15 protein-coding genes are annotated in these 19,001 nt (G+C 62.6%); 3 read left to right on the plus strand and 12 right to left on the minus strand.

All coding sequences use genetic code 11. From position 1 onward, the window contains the following. Positions 1-7: 7 nt before the first annotated feature. Complete coding sequence (locus CCR95_RS03150) at positions 8-208, minus strand: hypothetical protein (RefSeq protein WP_201091765.1); 201 nt, start codon at positions 206-208, stop codon at positions 8-10. A 224-nt stretch (positions 209-432) separates the two neighbouring features. On the opposite strand from CCR95_RS03150, the gene CCR95_RS03155 reads away from it, so the two are divergent. The 3 genes from CCR95_RS03155 (at position 433) to vapC (ending at position 1,668) form a co-directional block, all read left to right on the plus strand. Then, positions 433-735 (plus strand): ATP-binding protein, encoded by a 303-nt coding sequence (locus CCR95_RS03155; RefSeq protein ID WP_201091766.1) that lies wholly within the window; start codon positions 433-435, stop codon positions 733-735. A 304-nt stretch (positions 736-1,039) separates the two neighbouring features. Beyond that, on the plus strand, positions 1,040-1,273 hold the full coding sequence (locus tag CCR95_RS03160) for an antitoxin (RefSeq protein WP_201091768.1): 234 nt from the start codon (positions 1,040-1,042) through the stop codon (positions 1,271-1,273). Then, positions 1,270-1,668 (plus strand): type II toxin-antitoxin system tRNA(fMet)-specific endonuclease VapC, encoded by a 399-nt coding sequence (gene vapC, locus CCR95_RS03165; RefSeq protein ID WP_201091770.1) that lies wholly within the window; start codon positions 1,270-1,272, stop codon positions 1,666-1,668. Before CCR95_RS03160 ends, vapC begins: the two co-directional genes overlap by 4 nt. A gap of 38 nt (positions 1,669-1,706) precedes the next feature. Here the strand turns inward: vapC and CCR95_RS03170 are convergent, their stop codons facing one another. The 11 genes from CCR95_RS03170 to CCR95_RS03220 form a co-directional block, all read right to left on the minus strand. After that, on the minus strand, positions 1,707-4,202 hold the full coding sequence (locus CCR95_RS03170) for a glycogen/starch/alpha-glucan phosphorylase (protein ID WP_201091772.1): 2,496 nt from the start codon (positions 4,200-4,202) through the stop codon (positions 1,707-1,709). A gap of 107 nt (positions 4,203-4,309) precedes the next feature. After that, a complete protein-coding gene (locus tag CCR95_RS03175; RefSeq protein ID WP_201091773.1) occupies positions 4,310-6,697 on the minus strand; it encodes a phosphoketolase family protein in 2,388 nt (795 codons plus the stop codon). Positions 6,698-7,028: 331 nt separating this feature from the next. Continuing rightward, positions 7,029-7,193 carry a BsuBI/PstI family type II restriction endonuclease gene (locus tag CCR95_RS03180; protein ID WP_338115336.1) on the minus strand — a complete coding sequence of 55 codons (165 nt, stop codon included), beginning with the start codon at positions 7,191-7,193 and terminating at the stop codon, positions 7,029-7,031. 282 nt (positions 7,194-7,475) lie between these two features. Then, positions 7,476-9,188 (minus strand): dihydrolipoyl dehydrogenase, encoded by a 1,713-nt coding sequence (gene lpdA, locus CCR95_RS03185; RefSeq protein ID WP_201091775.1) that lies wholly within the window; start codon positions 9,186-9,188, stop codon positions 7,476-7,478. 145 nt (positions 9,189-9,333) lie between these two features. Continuing rightward, complete coding sequence (locus CCR95_RS03190; protein ID WP_201091777.1) at positions 9,334-10,314, minus strand: ATP-dependent 6-phosphofructokinase; 981 nt, start codon at positions 10,312-10,314, stop codon at positions 9,334-9,336. A 33-nt stretch (positions 10,315-10,347) separates the two neighbouring features. After that, a complete protein-coding gene (locus tag CCR95_RS03195) occupies positions 10,348-10,488 on the minus strand; it encodes a hypothetical protein (protein WP_201091779.1) in 141 nt (46 codons plus the stop codon). 167 nt (positions 10,489-10,655) lie between these two features. Next, entirely contained in the window at positions 10,656-12,395 is a 1,740-nt protein-coding gene (gene aceF / locus CCR95_RS03200; protein WP_201091781.1) for a dihydrolipoyllysine-residue acetyltransferase, read from the minus strand. 34 nt (positions 12,396-12,429) lie between these two features. Continuing rightward, positions 12,430-15,084, minus strand: coding sequence for a pyruvate dehydrogenase (acetyl-transferring), homodimeric type (gene aceE, locus CCR95_RS03205; protein WP_201091786.1), 2,655 nt, complete (start codon positions 15,082-15,084; stop codon positions 12,430-12,432). 181 nt (positions 15,085-15,265) lie between these two features. After that, positions 15,266-15,898 carry an SHOCT domain-containing protein gene (locus tag CCR95_RS03210; RefSeq protein ID WP_201091787.1) on the minus strand — a complete coding sequence of 211 codons (633 nt, stop codon included), beginning with the start codon at positions 15,896-15,898 and terminating at the stop codon, positions 15,266-15,268. A gap of 52 nt (positions 15,899-15,950) precedes the next feature. Next, positions 15,951-16,745: a DUF2272 domain-containing protein gene (locus CCR95_RS03215; RefSeq protein ID WP_201091788.1), complete on the minus strand. Its 795-nt coding sequence runs from the start codon at positions 16,743-16,745 to the stop codon at positions 15,951-15,953. 100 nt (positions 16,746-16,845) lie between these two features. Next, positions 16,846-18,621: a hypothetical protein gene (locus tag CCR95_RS03220; protein WP_201091789.1), complete on the minus strand. Its 1,776-nt coding sequence runs from the start codon at positions 18,619-18,621 to the stop codon at positions 16,846-16,848. Positions 18,622-19,001: the final 380 nt, after the last annotated feature.

Consider the following 19,001-nt stretch of genomic DNA (forward strand, 5'->3'; position numbering starts at 1 on the left):
GTGTCGATCAGTCCCGATGCCGCGCTAGGATCCAGGCGGCCAGGGCGATGATCGCGGCCCAGGCCGCGAAGAGATAGATCAGCAGCAGCGGCAGGCCCTGCCACCGGCCCAGCGTCTCGAACCGCGGAACCAGTGGCGAAAAGAACAGCAGCAGCCCGGCGAGAAACAGGGTCAGCAGACGTTGTCGAACCAGGGTGGCGCGGGTCATGGCGGTGCGCGACAGGCGAGCGGTTTGTGAGCGATTTTCAGAATGTAGCAGGAGCGACTTGAGGATGCTATTTGATTGGCGAGACACCGGCGGAAGACCGTCGTGACTGATCTGGACCTGCTGGCGCTGATCCATAACGCGGCACTCCTGCTATCCATGGTGCTGATGTTCGAGTTGCTGGTGCGCCAGGGCTGATCCTGAACAATCTCGTCGACAACGCGCTCTTGTACCGGTGTCGGGATGGCGTTCCCCACATCGTTCTGGAAGCTCGGCGCCCGGGCGCCCGGGTAGTGATCGGCGTAAGCGATAATGGGATCGGCATCGATCCGGACGATGCCGAAAAAATCTTTCAGGTTTTTCAGCGTCCACATAGTCAGGAGGATGATCCCGGCACGGGCATCGGGCTGGCGATCGTGGCCAAGGCGGCGCATCGGATGGGCGGCGAGATCGGTTTGGAATCCGCCCCCGGCCAGGGGAGCCGTTTCACCGTCAGCCTCCCCGCGTGCGTGGAGGATCCGTACAATTAAGGCAACTCCCCGCAAATAACCAGTCAATGTCTTCCAATAACGACCAGCAAGGGAGCGCGAATCAAACCAATGCACGGCGGTTTGGAACGTCGTTAGTCGTGATCGCGGTCTCGACATAGCGAATATTCGACAACGACAACGACAACGACAACGACAACGAGGAGGCTCCGGTCTCGGAACTTGTGCAGCGAAGCGCGAGTGACCGAAGCGTCGGCGCGGTTGTACTCGCTCGCGACATGGGAAGGTTGCTTTCTTCCAAATGATAACTACCATTGATGATTATCGTCGCCCGAGGAACATCGAAATGGATACCGCACGCATTTTCCAATCCGGACGCAGTCAGGCCGTTCGACTCCCGAAGGAGTTTCGCTTGACCGGCACTGAAGTCGGTGTGAGACATTTTGGCAGCGGCGTTTTACTACTCCCGCTCGAGAACCCATGGGACACGCTCGAAGCGGCGTTGTCGTCCTTCGAGCCGGGATTTGTCCTGACGCGGGATCAGCCGGAAAGTCAGGAGCGCGCCGAGATCGCGACATGATCCTGCTGGACACCAACATTTGCATCTATCTCATCAACGCCCGGCCGCCGGAAGTGCTGGCACGCTTTCGGCGGTTTCGCCTCGGTGAAATCGGGCTGTCCAGTGTCGCGGCCGCAGAACTTGCCTACGGTGTCGCCAAGAGCGGTTCTGCGCGGAATCGTCAGGCGCTGGAAATGTTTCTGGCGCCTCTGGAGATCCTGCCGTTCGACGACAAAGCTGTGTGGGTTTATGGCGAGGTACGCGCCGCTCTCGAACGCCGTGGCCAGCCGATCGGCGCGCTGGACACGATGATTGCCGCGCATGCGCTCAGTTTGAATGCATGTCTGGTCACCAACAACCTCGGCGAGTTTTCCAGGGTTCCTGGACTCTTGCTGGAAAACTGGGTGAATGGATGACCACCGACCTGATCGTGTGCCGAGCCGTTCAACAGGGGTCAAAGATCGACCGGTTCCGGCTTGATGTTCCAGATGTTGTCGGCGTATTCCGAGATGGCCCGATCCGATGAAAATTTACCCATCCGCGCGACATTCAGGATCGACATCCGGTCCCAATTCGACGGATTGCGCCAAGCCTCGCTGACTCGGTCCTGACACTCCAGATAGGCACGATAATCGGCCAGGACCATGAAGGGGTCATGGTTGATCAGATGGTCGGTGAGCGGACGAAAGAGATTGGTGTCGCCGTGGGAGAAAAGTCCGGAATTGATCAGGTCGATATCCGACTTGAGTTCATGATCGCCGTGGTAGTAGTCCCATGGCCGATAACCCTCGCTCTGCTTCTGTCGAACCTCCTCGGCGGTCATGCCGAAGAGAAAAAAATTCTCTGCTCCGACTTCCTCGCGAATCTCGACATTGGCTCCGTCCAGGGTGCCGATGGTGAGCGCGCCATTCATCGAGAATTTCATGTTGCCGGTGCCCGATGCCTCCTTGCCCGCGAGCGAGATCTGCTCGGAGAGGTCGGCGGCCGGATAGAGACGCTGCCCGTTCTTGACGTTGAAATCGGCGAGGAAGGCGACTCGGATGAAGCCGTTGACCTGGGGGTCGTAGTTGACGACCTCGGCGACCGAGTTGATGAGCTTGATGATGAGCTTGGCCAGGTAATAGCCTGGCGCGGCCTTGCCGCCAAAGATGAAGACGCGCGGGACAAAATCCTGGCTCGGATTCTGTTTGATGCGCTGATAGAAGCGGACGATGTGCAGAAGATTGAGGTGCTGACGTTTGTACTCGTGCAGCCGCTTGGCCTGCACGTCGAACAGGGCCTGGGGGTCCAGCACGCCCCCGTCGTTGCGTTCCAGCCAGGCGACCAGATCCTGCTTGGCGGCGGTCTTGACCCGGCGCCAGCGCGCCTGCAGGTCGGGGTCGTCGGCATGGTGTTCGAGTTCGCGTAGGCAACTCAGATCCCGGATCCAGCGATCGCTGCCGCACATCTCGGTGATCAGGTCGGACAGCCGCGGGTTGCTGACCACCACGAAGCGCCGCTGCGTGACCCCATTGGTGACATTGTGAAATTTTTCCGGCCAGAGGTCGTGGAAATCCTTGAGGACGGTCGTCTTGAGCAGCTCCGAATGCAGCGCCGCCACGCCGTTGACCGCGTGGCTGCCGACCACCGCCAGGTTGGCCATGCGAATGCGGCGATGGTCGCCTTCGGCGATCAGCGACATGCGCGCGACCCGTTCCTCGTCACAGAGAAAATGCACGCGCACCTCGTCGAGGAAGCGCCGATTGATCTCGTAGACGATCTCCAGGTGACGGGGCAGGAGCCGCTCGAACAGACTGACCGACCAGGTCTCCAGCGCCTCGGGCAGCAGGGTATGGTTGGTATAGCAGAAGGTGCGACGGGTGATGTCCCATGCCTGCTCCCAAGACATGTCATGGTCGTCCATGAACAGTCGCATGAGTTCGGCCACGGCGAGCGCCGGATGGGTGTCGTTGAGCTGGGCGGCAAATTTCTCGGCAAAGGTCTCCAGCGGTCCAACCGTGTTCAGATGCAGCCGGATCATGTCCTGCATTGAGCAGGAGACGAAAAAATACTGCTGCTTTAGGCGCAACTCCTTGCCGATCTCGGGTTCGTCGTTCGGATAGAGCACCTTGGAGATGGTCTCCGCCTCGATCTTGGCATGCACCGCGCCGTAATAGTCGCCGACGTTGAACGCCTGGAAATCGAAGGACTGCGATGCCTCGGCCTTCCAGAGCCGCAGCAGATTGACGTTGCCGACCCCGTACCCGAGGATCGGCGTGTCATAGGCCATCCCACTGATTTCAATGTTCGGCACCCAGCGCGTGCGGGTCTGTCCATCGTGATTGCGGTATTGCTCGGTATGACCGCCGTACCGTACCGGGAAACAGATCTTCGGACGCGGGATCTCCCAGGGATTGCCGTTGCGCAGCCAGGTGTCGCTCTTCTCCACCTGCCAGCCGTTCTCGATGACCTGATCGAAGATGCCGAATTCGTACCGGATGCCATAGCCGATGGCGGGGATGCCAAGGGTGGATAGCGAGTCCATGAAACAGGCCGCGAGTCGTCCGAGCCCGCCATTGCCCAGGCCCGGCTCCTCTTCTTCCTCCAGGATGGCGGCGAAGTCCAGATCCAGCTCCTCGCCCGCCTCGCGCGAGACCTGGGCGATTCCGAGATTGACCAGATTGTTGGCCAGATGCGGCCCCAACAGAAACTCGGCGGACAGATAACAAACCGTGCGCGCATGGCTGGTCTTATAAAACTGCGCGGACTTGACCCAGCGCGCCAGCAGGCGGTCGCGCACGGTGAAGGCCGCGGCCATGTACAGGTCGTGCGGCGTCGCCACCTCCTGGAAACGGCCCTGGATATAGAAGAGGTTATCGATATACGCCTGTTTTAAGGCCGTTTTGGACATGCCTGTGCGGGTATGTTCGCGGGCCGGAGACAGGGGTTCGGAGGGCTGCGCCTTGGTCATGGTGACGTCTCGTAATGAATCGCTTGAATTGCGTCTACATCTAGTGGCAGGGGATTTTACCAACCCGGCCGATCGCTCGAAACGACTCATGTCACGCTAGACGCGATTTAGAAAGGCCAGATCCAGTCATCGACATCCGGCTTGTCGATCCCGTGCTCATAGGCGTACTGGCGGCACTCGATCTGACGATCGCGCAGTTTCTCCTTGGCGTGTGCGCCGGCGACCTGCAAGCGTGGAACGCGATTGATCACGTCGATCGCCAGGCTGAAGCGGTCGATCTCGTTGCTGATCGCCAACTCCAGCGGGGTGTTGATATTGCCCTTTTCCTTATAACCGCGCACATGCAGATTCTTGTGATTGGTGCGGCGGTAGGCGAGGCGATGGATCAGCCAGGGATAGCCGTGGAAGTTGAAGATGACCGGTTTGTCCTTGGTGAAGAGGCTGTCGAAATCGGCATCGGTCAGTCCATGCGGATGCTCGCCGGCGGGCTGGAGCTTGAACAGATCGACCACGTTGATGAAGCGGATTTTGATGTCCTCGAAATGTTCGCGCAGCAGGGCAGTGGCGGCCAGCGCCTCCTTGGTCGGGATGTCGCCGCAGCCGACCAGCACCGCGTCCGGCTCGCCGCCCTGGTCGTTGCTCGCCCACTCCCAGATGCCGATGCCCTTGGTGCAGTGCTTGATGGCGGCGTCCATGTCCAGGTACTGGAGATGATTCTGCTTGTCGCAGACGATGACGTTGATATCGTCGCGGCTATTCAGACAGTGGTTGACGGTCGAGAGCAGGGTGTTGACGTCCGGCGGCAGATAGATGCGCGTGACCTCGGGGTTCTTGTTGACCACGACATCCAGAAAGCCGGGATCCTGATGGGTAAAGCCGTTATGGTCCTGCCGCCAGACGGTGGAGGTGATCAGCAGGTTCAGCGAGGAGATGCGCGCCCGCCAGGGGATGTCCTCGCAGATCGCCAGCCATTTGGCGTGCTGGTTGTACATGCTGTCGATCACATGCACGAAGGCTTCATAAGTGGCGAAGAAGCCGTGACGGCCGGTCAGCACATAGCCCTCGTACCAGCCTTCGAGCGTGTGCTCTGAAAGCATTTCCAGGACGCGACCGTCCGGCGACAACTCGCCGCCGTCAGCGTCCTCGGGCAGGTAATCGCACAGCCAGAGTTTCTTGCTGACCTCATAGACCGCGTCCAGCTTGTTCGAGCTGTTCTCGTCCGGACCGAAGACCCGGAAGTTGTCCATGTTTTTCGCCATGATGTCGCGCAGCAACTCGCCGGTCGGCTTGGTGTTGAAGGCGCGGATTCGGCCCGGTTGCTCCAGCGTCAGGGCATAGTCGCGGAAGTCCGGCAGGCGCAGCGCCCGGCGCAGCAGTCCGCCGTTGGCGTGCGGACTGGCGCTCATGCGCCGGGTGCCTTGCGGAGCCAGTTCCCTGAGTTCCGGGATCAGCCGGCCCGTCTCGTCGAAGAGTTCCTCCGGTCGATAGCTCCGCATCCAGTCTTCGAGCTGCTGGAGATGCGTCGGGTTGTTGTGCATCCCCGAGAGCGGCACCTGATGGGCGCGCCAGAAGCCTTCGACCTTGTGGCCGTCGACCTCGGCCGGTCCGGTCCAGCCCTTGGGGGTGCGCAGCACGATCATCGGCCAATGACAGCGGGTCGCCTGTCCGCTGGCGCGGGCCTGTTGCTGGAAGGCGCGGATCTCGGCATAGCAGGTATCCAGGGTCGCGGCCATGGTTTGGTGCATGACCATGGGGTCGTCGCCCTCGACGAAGTGCGGTGTCCAGCCGTAGCCGCGCAGGAGATCGGCTAGCTCGGCGTTGGGGATGCGCGAGAGCAGGGTCGGGTTGTTGATTTTGTAGCCATTGAGATGCAGGATCGGCAGCACGGCGCCATCGCGGATGGGATTGAGGAACTTGCTCGAATGCCAGGAGGTGGCGAGCGGACCGGTTTCGGCCTCGCCATCGCCGACCGCGACCGCGACCAGCAGATCCGGATTATCGAAGGCGGCACCGAAGGCATGGGAGATGGAATAACCCAGCTCGCCGCCCTCGTGGATGGAGCCGGGGGTTTCGGGCGTGCAATGCGAGCCGATGCCGCCGGGGAAGGAGAACTGTTTGAAGAAGGCTTTCATGCCTTCCTCGTCCTCGCTCTTGTTGGGATAGATCTCGGAATAGGTGCCTTCCAGATAGACCGGGGCGAGCACGCCGGGTGCGCCGTGACCGGGGCCGGCGAGGAAGATCGCCGACTGTTGGTGCTGGTTGATGATCCGGTTGAGATGCACGTACATGAAGGAGAGCCCAGGGCTCGCGCCCCAATGACCGAGCAGCCGGCTCTTCAGATGCGCCTCTTGCAACGGCTCCTTGAGCAGCGGGTTGTCGCGCAGATAAATCATGCCCACCGCCAGATAGCAGCAGGCGCGCCAGTAGGCGTCGAGTTTGGCGAGCTGGTCGGGGGACAGCGGGGTCGCGGTCGGTTGCGTTGCAGTGGCGGTCATGGCGGTCTCCTCGTCGTTGGCGGTGCAATCGAAAAAGGATAGTAAATCCGTCAAGTGACGTTCATGTGATGCTTAATTCTACTTTGTTAACTTTGACTGTCGCATAAATTAATGAATTTTAAGTTATTTTTTATTAGGCGCAATAAATCTTCATTTACTATGCCCCTATTGAAGATAGATGTTGGCGGTTTATGGGTGATTATAGGCGCTCAACGCGCCACTAGAACCCTATTGTTTATGTGTATTTTTGTTTATTATCATAAAATTTAAACACTTAAAGATTTTTTGAAGGTAACAAAGTAGAATTAAACCGTGTCCAGAACGAACCGCGTCAGTGCGAGTGGTTGTTGTATGGACCAAGAAAACGTTCGCCGTTGAATTGAATCAGGTGCGACGGCGCGTCGGCGACCCACACCTCGGTTTCCCAGGTGATCTCGCCCAGATAGCGGGCCATGACGGCGCGGATCGGGAACGCGGTCACGTAGACCAGTTGGATTCGTCCATCTCATCGGCCGTCACATGGATACGCTCAAAATGGAAATCCTGCTCCGCGCATCGGTCGAGAAACGCACTTGACAGTGAACCGATACCGGCACCGGCGTCGAGCAAGCGGCAGACCCCGCGACTCGTCGGAAAGAGCCGCGCCATGAAGATTGCTGTGCTGGCGGGTGTCAAAAACTGACCGAGCTGAGACTTTCTCCTCGCATCGGTCGCCCTGGAAACCCGCAATCTGTCGCATTCGATGGTCGAAGGCAATGGCGCGCCTCTTCTTTGCACCCTAACGCTTCTTCGGCGCAATCAAATCCGTAATCGACCCATGCGCCATCTCCGCCGCCAGCCCGATGGTCTCGCACAGGGTCGGATGCGGGTGGATGGTCAGCCCGATGTCCTCCATGTCCGCGCCCATCTCCAGGGCCAGCACCGCCTCGCCGATGAGTTCTCCGGCATTGGGACCGGCGATTCCTGCGCCCAGGATGCGCTTGGTCTCGGGGTCGAACAGCAGCTTGGTCATGCCTTCGTCGCGATGGATGCCGAGCGCGCGACCGCTCGCGGCCCAGGGGAAGACGCCCTTTTCGTAGGGGATGCCGTCGGCCTTGGCCTTGGTTTCGGTCAGACCCATCCAGGCGACCTCGGGGTCGGTGTAGGCGACTGAAGGGATAGTGAGCGGATCGAAGAGCGCGGGCAGGCCGGCGATCACCTCGGCGGCGACCTTGGCCTCGTGGGTGGCCTTGTGTGCCAGCATCGGGCCGCCGACCACGTCGCCGATGGCGAAAATGTTGGGCACGTTGGTACGCAGGTGCTGGTCGACCTTGATGAAGCCGTGCTGATCGACCTTGACCCCGGCGGCCTCGGCATTGATCAGCTTGCCGTTGGGCAGACGGCCTACGGCGACCAGCACCTTGTCGTAGGTCGACTCGCCAGGATGCTTGCCCTCGAAGACGGCCTTGATGCCCTCGGCGCTCGCGTTCAGGCTGGCGACCTTGGTGTCCAGCATGATCCGGTCGTAGCGTTTCTTGATGATCTTCTCGACGCAGCGCACCAGATCCGGGTCGCAGCCGGGCATCAGTTGGTCCTTGAATTCCACCACGTCGATCTTGGTTCCCAACGCGCTGTAGACGCTCGCCATTTCCAGGCCGATGATGCCGCCCCCAACGATCAGCATCCGTTCTGGCACATCGGCCAGCGCGAGCGCGTCGGTGGAGTCCATGACGCGCGGGTCTTCATGCGGAAAGCCGGGGATTTTGATCGAGGACGAACCGCAGGCGATGATGGCCTGGTCGAACTGGATGCGCACCCGGCCCTCTTTGGTCTCGACGCCGATGCGATTGGGCGACTCGAAGCGGCCGCTGCCCTGGATGACCTGGACCTTGCGCTGCTTGGCCATGGCGGCCAGACCGCCGGTGAGCTTGGCGACCACCTGATTCTTGCCCGCGCGCATCTGGTCGAGATCGACCTCGGGGGCGGTGTAGGTCACGCCCATGACGCCCAGCGTCTTGACCTCTTCCATGATGACGGCGGTATGCAGCAGCGCCTTGGAGGGGATGCAGCCGACGTTGAGACAGACGCCGCCGAGCGTCTCGTAACGCTCGATCAGGGTCACTTTCTTGCCCAGATCGGCGGCGCGGAAGGCGGCGGTGTAGCCGCCGGGACCGGCGCCGAGCACCACGACCTCGGTGACTAGGTCGGCGGGGACTTGATCGCCGGCGGCGATTGACGCAGCGCCGGATCTGACGCGCGCGGCGGCTTCGCTGTCAACCTCCAGCGTGAGGATGGCATCGTTTTGCGAAACCCGGTCGCCGACCTTGAGGCTGACGGACTTGACGATCCCGGCACAGGGAGCGGGAATTTCCATGGTCGTCTTGTCGCTTTCGAGGGTGATCAGCGAGGCTTCTTCAGTCACCTGGTCGCCGGGCGACACCAGTATCTCGATGACTTCCACATCCTTGAAATCGCCGATGTCCGGAACCTTGATTTCGATCGTTTCGCTCATGGTGCAATACTTCTCTATGGCCTGAAGCGGCGCTGGGTGATCAATGAATTCGATTGGGAGGGAATGCTAAACGATCCGGGCGCGCGAGGCGAAACGAACAACGGTCGGCGCAGGGGAGATCGCGAGAGACAACCGGGCGGGCGGTTCAGGTCACCAGGAAGCGATTGATCTCCAACAGATGCGTGGGCGGTTGGTTGTTTCCATCCAGGGCCTCGCTCAGTGGGGTCAGTTGGTTGGTCTTCCCCTGCTTCCCCGCGAGGACATGGCTCTGGCCGTCGAGCGCCGCCTGGACGGCGAAGACGCCAAGCTCGGTGGCCAGATAGCGGTCCAGCGCCACCGGCGATCCGCCGCGCTGGACATGACCCAGCACGCAGGTACGCGTCTCGAAGCCATGGCTCTCGATGTCCGCCGCCACCCGGCTCACGCCACCGTCGCAGGCGCCCTCGGCCACGACCACGATATGACTGCGCTTGCCGCGGGAACGGGATTCCTTGATGCGCTTGACGATGGTGTCGGGGTCGTAGGCGTGTTCGGGAATCAGAATCTCCTCGGCGCCGCCCCCGATGCCGGTGAACAGGGCGATCCAGCCGGCATGCCGCCCCATGACCTCCAGCAGAAAGATGCGGTCGAACGCCTCGGCGGTGTCGCGCAGACGGTCGGCGGCATCCAGCGCGGTATCCAGCGCGGTGAAGAAGCCGATGGTCCAGTCGGTGCCGCCGAGGTCGTTGTCGATGGTGCCCGGCAGTCCGATGATCTGCCCGGACCAATGCTCGGAGAGCGATAGCGCGCCCTGCATGGAGCCATTGCCGCCGATCACGAGCAGTGCGTCGATCCCGAGTCCTTTCAGCGTGCTCGCCGCGCGCTCCAGACCCTCGACATGATGCATCTCGGGACAGCGCGCGCTGCCGAGGATGGTTCCGCCGCGATGGATGATATTCGCGACCGAGCGTGCGTCGAGGGTCAGGTATTCCCCAAGCAGCACCCCGCAATAACCGCGCTGGAAACCGATGACCTCCAGGTTGTGATACACGGCCGTGCGCACGATGGCGCGCAGGCAGGCGTTCATGCCGGGAGCGTCTCCCCCGCTGGTCAGGACGCCAAGGCGTCGCGGTCTCTGCGTGCTCATGTGGTTGGCCTCTTTGGGCACAGAATAGGAATGCTAAAGGAGCAGTTCATTGATGAACTCAACAAGTCCATTAGCGAATACTTTTGTGTCGTTGTCGTTGTCGTAATCGATGTGATCATCGCGGCCCGGATTCTCCCGCCCCGCATGGATTTGCTGTCCGAGCTTTTTCAGCATCGAAACGATCCGAAACAACGACAACGACAACGACAACGACAACGATGGTATTCGATGTCGTTGTTTAACTTGCTTTTCTCGTTACTAAACCGCGTCGACGCCGACGCCTCAGATGGGTGCCAAATTAGCTGTCCACTCAAAACGACGCATGCCATCGTGGACGCGGTTTACAGCAATAACCGGCGAATATCCCCCAGCAACTGCCCCAGCAGGACCGTGAAACGCGCCCCATCGGCCCCGTCGACGACGCGGTGATCGTAGGAAAGCGAGAGCGGCAGCAGCAGTCGCGGCGCGAACGCCTCGCCGTCCCAGACCGGTTTGATCGCGGAGCGGGAGACGCCGAGGATGGCGACCTCCGGAGCGTTGACGATGGGCGTGAAGGCGGTGCCGCCGATACCGCCGAGACTGGAGATGGAGAAGCAGCCGCCCTGCATGTCGCCAGGTAACAATTTGCCATCGCGCGCCTTGGCGCTCAAGTCGGCCAGTTCGCGGGCCAGGGCGTAAAGACTTTTCCGGTCCACGTCGCGTACCACGGGCACCAGCAGTCCCTTGGGGGTGTCGACCGCCACGCCGATATGCGTGAAACGTTTGTGGATCAGGTGTTCGCCATCGCCGCTCAGGGATGCCTTGAGGATCGGCATTCGTTGAAGCGCGCTGGCGACGGCCTTGAGCAGGAAGGGCAGGAAGGTGAGCTTGACGCCTTCCTTGGCGGCCGCCTCCTGCTGGCCCTTGCGGAAGGCTTCCAGTTCGGTGATGTCCGCCTCGTCGAATTGGGTGACATGCGGGACGGTGATCCAACTGCGATGCAAATGTCGACCGCTGATCTTCTTGATGCGCGGCAGTTCGGTCAGCTCGACCTCGCCGAAACGGGCGAAATCGATCTCGGGAGCCGAGGTGAGCTGGAAGGGCAGGGCGGTCGCGGAGGCGGCGCCCGCGCCCTGGGTCAGCGCCTGTTTGACGAAGTTCTGCACGTCGTCCTTGACCACGCGACCCTTGGGGCCTGACCCCTTGACTCGCGCCAGGTCGACGCCGAGCTGGCGCGCGAAGCGGCGCACGCCGGGGCTGGCGTGTGGCTTACGGCCTTTGGCGATGGCGGTCATATCCTCCGGACGCGGCAGCACCGGCGCCTGTCGGCGCTCGGCCTCGCCGTGTGCACGCACGCTGACGGTCGAGCGTTCGGCGGCGGTGTCGGGGATCGATGTAGCGGTCTGACTCGGCGTCGGTCGGGGCGACGGCCGCGAGGCGGTGTCCGCTTCCCTGGCTGCTGGCGGACTGGTCTCGGCGCCGGGTTCGGCGCGCAGGGTCAGGATCAGATCGCCGGGGTTCAGGGTATCGCCCAGCTTCACGACCACTTCCTCGACCACGCCCGCCTGGGGCGAGGGAATCTCCATGGTCGCCTTGTCGGTCTCCAGCGTCAGCAGGGATTGATTGACCTCGATCCGGTCGCCGGGGGCGATCAGAATCTCGACCACCGGGACATCGCTGAAATCGCCCACGTCCGGCAGGACGACCGAAACCGTCTCGCCACTGTCGGCGGATTTTCCAGCCGCTTTGGGTGCGGGCCGGGTCGCGGGCGCGGCGGCCGATGGCCGATGCGGTTGGACTTCCGGTGTCGCGACGGTTGGCTCCGCTGTCGGAGTCGTGGCCTCGCTTGCCTCCGCCGTCTCCGACACCTCAAGTGTCATCAGCAGGGCGCCTTGGCTGATTTTGTCTCCGACCTTGGTTGCAACATCCTTCACCACGCCGCTCTTGGGCGAGGGAATCTCGATGGTCGCCTTTTCGCTTTCCAGTGTGAGCACGGATTGCTCGGCTTCAATCCGGTCGCCGGGGGCGACCAGGATCTCGATCACCTCGACATTGGAAAAATCCCCGATGTCGGGCAGCAGAATTTCTTCGACGGTTGCCACGCTGTGTCCTCCTGGGCCTGTGTTGCCGGGTGCTTCAAACCGTGACCGGGTTGGGCTTATCCGGGTCGATGCGGTACTTCGCGATGGCTTCTGAGACCATCGTCGTGGGGATTTCCCCTTCGTCCGCCAGTGCCTTGAGCGCGGCGATCGCCACGTAATATCGATTGACCTCGAAGAATTTGCGCAGTTGACTGCGCATGTCGCTGCGTCCGAAACCGTCGGTTCCCAATACCAGATAGCGGCGGGGAACATAGGGTCGGATCTGATCGGCATAGGTGCGCATGTAGTCGGTGGCCGCGACGATGGGGCCGCGCGTTCCGGCCAGTTGGGCCTCGACATAGGTGGTGCGCTGTTCCTGCTCGGGATGCAGCATGTTCCAGCGCTCCACGTCGATGCCCTCGCGCCGCAGCTCGTTGAAGCTGGTCACGCTCCAAACCGCCGAACCGACATCGAAATCCTTTTCCAGCAGGTCGGCGGCGGCGAGCACCTCGCGCAAAATGGTGCCGGCGCCAAGCAACTGGACGCGATGGCTACGCTCCTCGCCGCGCTGGACGCGATACATGCCCCTGAGAATGTCCGCCTCGCTGCCCTCGGGCATGGCCGGCTGGACATAGTTCTCGTTCATCGCCGTGATGTAATAGAAAACGTTTTCCTTCTCCTGGTACATCCGTCGCAGTCCGTCCTGGACGATGACCGCCATCTCGTAGGCGTAGGCAGGATCGTAAGTGACACAGTTGGGGATGGTGGAGGCCAGGATCGGGCTGTGTCCGTCCTGATGTTGCAAACCCTCGCCGGCGAGCGTGGTGCGCCCGGCGGTGCCGCCAATCAGGAAACCGCGCGCGCGCATGTCGCCCGCCGCCCACGCCAGATCGCCGATGCGCTGGAAACCGAACATGGAGTAATAGATATAGAAGGGAATCATGCTCTGACCATGATTGGCATAGGCCGTGGCCGCCGCGATCCAGGACGACATGGCGCCGGCCTCGTTGATCCCTTCCTGAAGAATCTGTCCTTTCTTGTCCTCGCGGTAATACATCACCTGATCGGAGTCCACCGGCTCGTAGAGCTGACCCTGCGAGGCATAGATGCCGAGCTGGCGGAACATGCCTTCCATGCCGAAGGTGCGGGCCTCGTCCGGCACGATGGGGACGACATACTTCCCGATCCCTTTATCGCGGATGATCATCGTCATCAGGCGCACCAGCGCCATGGTGGTCGACATCTCCTTGTCGCCGCTGCCTTCGAGCAGCGACGCGAAGGCGTCGAGCCCCGGTACCTCAAGCGGCGCGGCCTCGTCGCGGCGGGCCGGCAGGAAACCGCCGAGCCGTTCGCGAACCTTGTGCAGATACTGGATCTCTTCACTATCGGCCGGTGGCTTGTAGAAAGGGGCCGCGCCGATCCGATCGTCCGAGATCGGGATATTGAAGCGGTCGCGGAACGCCTTGAGGTGGGTCTCGCCCATCTTCTTCTGCGAATGGGTGATGTTCATCCCCTCGCCAGCCACGCCCATGCCATAGCCCTTGACCGTCTTGGCCAGGATGACGGTGGGCTTGCCGTTGGCCGTCATCGCCTGAGCATAGGCGGCATAGACCTTGACCGGATCATGCCCGCCGCGATTGAGACGCCAGATGTCCTCGTCGGTCATGTTGGCGACCATTTCCTTGAGTTCGGGGTATTTGCCGAAGAAATGCTCGCGGGTGTAGGCGCCGCCCCGCGCCTTGTAGGTCTGATAGTCGCCGTCGACGCACTCTTCCATGCGCTTGAGCAGCAGGCCCTGTTTGTCGCGCGCCAGCAGCGGATCCCAATAGCTGCCCCAGATCACCTTGATGACGTTCCAGCCGGCGCCGCGGAAGACGGCTTCGAGTTCCTGGATGATCTTGCCGTTGCCGCGTACTGGACCGTCGAGCCGCTGGAGATTGCAGTTGACGACGAACACCAGGTTATCCAGTCGCTCGCGGGCGGCCAGCGAGATGGCGCCGAGCGACTCGGGTTCGTCCATCTCGCCGTCCCCCAGGAAGGCCCAGACCTTGCGCTCGGCGGTATTGACCACTTCGCGGTCGCGCAGATAGCGCATGAAGCGCGCCTGATAGATGGCCATCAGGGGGCCGAGCCCCATCGAAACCGTGGGGAACTGCCAGAAATTGGGCATCAGCCAGGGATGCGGATAGGAGGAGAGCCCCTGTCCATCCACTTCCTGCCGGAAACCGTAGAGCTGCTCCTCGCTGAGACGACCCTCAAGGAAGGCGCGGGCATAGATGCCGGGCGCCGAATGACCCTGGAAGAACACCAAATCGCCGCCGTGATCCTTGTCGCGGGCGTGCAGAAAATGGGTGTAGGCGATATCGAACAGGGTCGCCGAGGAGGCGAAACTGGAGATGTGTCCGCCCAGTTCGGTCGACAGACGATTGGCCTGGACCACCATCGCCATCGCGTTCCAGCGCACGAAGGAGCGGATGCGCCGCTCCATGGCCCGGTCCCCGGGGAAGGGCTCCTGGCGCTGCACGGGGATGGTGTTCAGATAGGCGGTGTTGGCGCTGTAGGGCAGATAGGCCCCGGAACGGCGCGCCTTGTCGATCAGGCGCTCCAGCAGAAAATGGGCGCGTTCGACGCCTTCGTTTTCCAGCACGGCGTCGAGCGAGTCGAGCCATTCCTGTGTCTCTTGAGGATCGATGTCGGGCTTGTTGATCATGGTATTTCCCGGAAAGCGTTCAAAGCAGGCGGTACAAGCGATACAGCGATTATATCGCAGCCGTCTTTCTGCAATGCTAAGAATTCGGTAGGACAATCCGAGGGAACGGTTGTAGAGACAGGGCATTGCCCTGCCTCTACGGGGGTGCGCGGGTTTTTCTGGAGGGTGCTTACCTCACCGACTAACCATTGCGCATCACCACCGGCAGGCTCGCCAGATTCACGGTGCCGTACTGGCTGGTGAAGGTGATGGACGAGCCGCCGCCCTGCTGCTGGGAGAAACCGCCGATCTGATGGTCGAGGGTGTCATAGACCCAGCAACTGCCGCCGGTGTCCACGGCCAGGCGGCGGGCGTTGGCGAAATAGGCATATTTGACGTTGTTCTGTGAGCCGGTGGCGCTGGGCGAGCCGAGTTCGGCGGGCCACCAGTTGACTGACGGGTCCGGGACGAAGAGGCTGGACTGGCCCTGAAAACCGCCCGCGGTCTGGCTCTGGTAGCCCGCGCCCCCCTGGTTCTGAGACTGAAAACTGCCGCTCTGGAGCAATCCGGGCTGGCGCGCCAGGACGCCCGCGAGATCGTTGCACAGCGAGTCGACACGGCCCTTCAGCGCATGGTTGAACATGTCGCCGAGCATGATCATGCCGCCCTGCATCCATTGGCCGCCGCCGCCGAATTCGGGATGGCCGAATTGGGCCATGGAGCCGTTGCCGTGCAGGACGGCGAACAGCATGTGGGTGACGGCGTCGGTGCTGAAGCCGTGACGCTGGGCCAGCTCGGAGACGAGATTTTGACCTTCGGGTGTGAGTTGCTGCATGTGCATGGCCTGGTGAGGTTGGAGTCGAATACAGGCTAGCACGCGCGGATGATTACAAGCGATTTTCCATGATCAGGAACCAGGGACGCCTTGGCGCCGGCTGCAGGCGTCCCTGGCTATCCAGCTCCAGGGTCGTGCGAGACACCGAGTTGCGGACGTTGCCGCCGATCGCCTCCAGGGTCCGGGGGGTCTTGGCGACCACCAGGTCGCAATGGGTGCTGGCGCCATTGAGTGCCCTGGCGCTGGTATAGCCATTGATGGTTCTCGGGCGGGACGTGCCGCGGGAGGCGCAGATCAGATCGCCTGGCTGGGGGCTGTAATCCATGATCCGGCGGGGGACGAACCAGCGGCCCGGATAGCCGGCTTCGTCGATCATGCTGGCGAGATAGACCCAATGCGAATCCGACCGGCGAAACTGGCTCTCGGGGACGCCGGCCGACTGCATCACCCAACTCATGAAGGCGGCGGACCAGGGCTGCTGACAATCCATGCCGTCCAATCGCGGTTTGCCGACCGCGCGCCAGTAGGCATTGACCCGGCCGCTGTGGCGCCCGCCGTCGTCCTCCCAGGATCCGACATGCGGGATGCTTTCCTCGGATCCTTTTAACACCACGGTCTGACGGTCGAAAAACTCCCATTCGCGAGTGGCACGGGAAATCATCGCCTGTTTGAGTCTGGCGTTGGAGGCGGGCGCCGATCCAATCCTGGCTCCCGCCCAGGTTCCGGATTTGTCCCTGGAGTCGGCCTCGGGGGTCTGGGGAGTGGTTCCGCAGGACGCCAGCGCGAGACAGAACGGGATGAGCAGGGCCAGTCTTGACCATTTCCAAACGGTGGATTGGATCGGCACGGCGTGGTGAACTCCTGATGGTTGTCGGGGGGATGGGGTCGCCGTGTGGGAGGCGTCGATCCGGGTGGTTTCAATCATCGGACTCCGGCGAACCGTCGCGCTATCGCGGCGGTCTGACGGTGTCGCGGAACCAGGGGCGGTATTCCTCCATGCGCGCCCGCTGATCCGCCGGCGCCCGCCGGCGGCAGGTGGCGCCGTCCGGGGAATCCGCTGAAGCGCCCCAACGACGCTCGATGCAATCGTTGGGGTTATAGCCCACTTCCAGCCCCGACCGGCGGGCATAAATCTCCCGGAGACTGAGCCGCCAGGGGCTGCCGTCGCTGCGCCTGTAGGTGATGAACTGCTCGTCGAGACGCCGGTCATGGATCTGTTCGATCCGCGCGGCGGCGCTCTCCGGGCTCATGCCTCGCAGGACGTAGAGTCGCGGATAGCGGCGGATGCGCTCGGGCAGACCTTCCAGCACCTTCATGGCGATCAGCAGACGCATGTCGCGCGAGGGGGTCGCGTAGTCCTCCCAGGGGCCGGTGGTCTCGAAGATGGCCGGACCGCTCGGCATGGGGACGGTGGCGGGATGGGCGCGCATGAAGGTCTCGCCGTTGTCCACCGAGGTCAGGCGGGTCTCAAGCTGCTCCATCAGCGCCGCCAGGGTCGACTCGTAAGCGCTCTCGGGCGCGAGCCCGGCGGGGTTGATGAGTTGCTCCAGGCGCGCATAAAAGTCCGCGGGCGCCAGCGCGGCCTGTTCGGTGGAGTAGGGCGGCAGGCCGGATGCGCCATCCAAGGCGCCGTTGGGCAGTGCGCGCACGCCCGACGCGCTCCGCACCAGCGGCCGGAAGGCCTTGAAACCGGGACCGCTGCTCGGGGTCTGGGCGAACAGGAAGGTACCCTCCCAGAAGCGCTTGCGGGTCACCGAGTTGTCCGGCTGGGCGTCGACCGCGAGCAGGAGTCCGCTCTGTCCGCCGCGCGGGGCGATCCACTTGACCACCACCAGAATGTGACCATAGGGGTCGGCATAGACCGTGCCGGGCCACAGGCTCGCGCGCGTGAGCGGAACCGGATAAAAGTCCGTGGCCTCGTCCCCCAGGCCCGTGCGGGCGCTGCCGGAGTGGACCGTGTCGACGATCCGCCGACTGGCCTCCCGGAAGGTGGCGAGCGGCGCTGGGGCGGCGGCGAAACGTCCCTCGACGATCGGCTGTTCGCAGCGCGGCGGGCTGTTGCGGCTGCCGCGGCTACAGGCGCGGTAGGCGACGGGCAGGCCCAGCTTCCAGGCGAAATAGCCGCGCAGAAAATAGGGCAGGTCGGCGCAGTCCGGCTCGGCGGGGAGCCGGTTGTCCTCGCTCGCGCTGAGATAGTTAAACAAAAAATTTCGCTCGGGATCGCGCAGCAGGGGCGCCAGCGAATCGAAGCTCATGGATTGATCGGGCGGCGCGTCGAACAGATGTTCGATCCAGGCCGAGTAGAGCGCCTCGGTCGCCAGATCCCACTCGCCGCCGCTCCGCTCTCCCGCCGGACCCCCGACCTCGGCCTCGGCGCAGGCGACCGCCCGACCGTTGCGGATCGCCTCGATGCGATAGGTTCCCGCGCTGGGGCGAAACAGCGTGCCGTAGAGCGACCAGGGCGGCCCGCCGTTCTGGCTGCTTCGCAGGTCGGTCTGACCGCCCGCGGGATCGGTGACGAGCAGCCGATCCAGCGCGCCGTCGGTCGCGACCGCCAGCACCTCCAGCGGTTCTCCGGGGCGGGGGCGCAGCGGCGCGGTCCAGACGCGGGCCTGCCCGCCCGGCTGGCAGTCCGGCGCGGCTGCGGCGGAGACAGGAAGGATGAACCCGGTGATCAAAAAGGTCGCCGTCAGCAACGACAGCAGGATGGGGCGCGATGGCATCGTCTATCACCGTGATCGGAATCGGTAGCGTGCGAGTGTACCCCGACCGACCGCCCGCGGGCGAGCCAGCGGCCATGACGGTTCCGGTCGGCGTTCATGCCGGTTGCCCGGTCGTTGATGCTTGCGGGCAAGCGCCGCGATGCCGGGTCGCGTGTGCGCGCTCAACTGCGGTTTCAGGCGATTTTTGGAAAGGCTTATACTTAACGGATTGCGCTGAGCGCGGTTTAACCCGGATATTTCATAGACCTGTGGGCAGGTCCAGAAACCGACGATCTTGGTGGGGTTCAAAGGCGATTCAGTCGCCAGGAGGGGGGCCGACGCGGGCGAAGCGGGCGGATTGAACCCTTGACGGTCGGAACAGGGCGGCCTGGGCGCCCTGG

This window comes from Thiocystis minor (assembly GCF_016653465.1).
GTDB classification, from domain to species: Bacteria; Pseudomonadota; Gammaproteobacteria; order Chromatiales; family Chromatiaceae; genus Chromatium; species Chromatium minus.

Bases quoted from the DNA above. Each gene is read 5' to 3' on its own strand.
- CCR95_RS03150 (WP_201091765.1), bottom strand. From the start codon at position 208: ATGACCCGCGCCACCCTGGTTCGACAACGTCTGCTGACCCTGTTTCTC.
- CCR95_RS03170 (WP_201091772.1), bottom strand. From the start codon at position 4,202: ATGACCAAGGCGCAGCCCTCCGAACCCCTGTCTCCGGCCCGCGAACAT.
- CCR95_RS03175 (WP_201091773.1), bottom strand. From the start codon at position 6,697: ATGACCGCCACTGCAACGCAACCGACCGCGACCCCGCTGTCCCCCGAC.
- aceE (WP_201091786.1), bottom strand. From the start codon at position 15,084: ATGATCAACAAGCCCGACATCGATCCTCAAGAGACACAGGAATGGCTC.
- vapC (WP_201091770.1), top strand. From the start codon at position 1,270: ATGATCCTGCTGGACACCAACATTTGCATCTATCTCATCAACGCCCGG.
- CCR95_RS03220 (WP_201091789.1), bottom strand. From the start codon at position 18,621: ATGCCATCGCGCCCCATCCTGCTGTCGTTGCTGACGGCGACCTTTTTG.
- CCR95_RS03195 (WP_201091779.1), bottom strand. From the start codon at position 10,488: ATGCTGAAAAAGCTCGGACAGCAAATCCATGCGGGGCGGGAGAATCCG.
- CCR95_RS03210 (WP_201091787.1), bottom strand. From the start codon at position 15,898: ATGCAGCAACTCACACCCGAAGGTCAAAATCTCGTCTCCGAGCTGGCC.
- CCR95_RS03160 (WP_201091768.1), top strand. From the start codon at position 1,040: ATGGATACCGCACGCATTTTCCAATCCGGACGCAGTCAGGCCGTTCGA.
- CCR95_RS03190 (WP_201091777.1), bottom strand. From the start codon at position 10,314: ATGAGCACGCAGAGACCGCGACGCCTTGGCGTCCTGACCAGCGGGGGA.
- lpdA (WP_201091775.1), bottom strand. From the start codon at position 9,188: ATGAGCGAAACGATCGAAATCAAGGTTCCGGACATCGGCGATTTCAAG.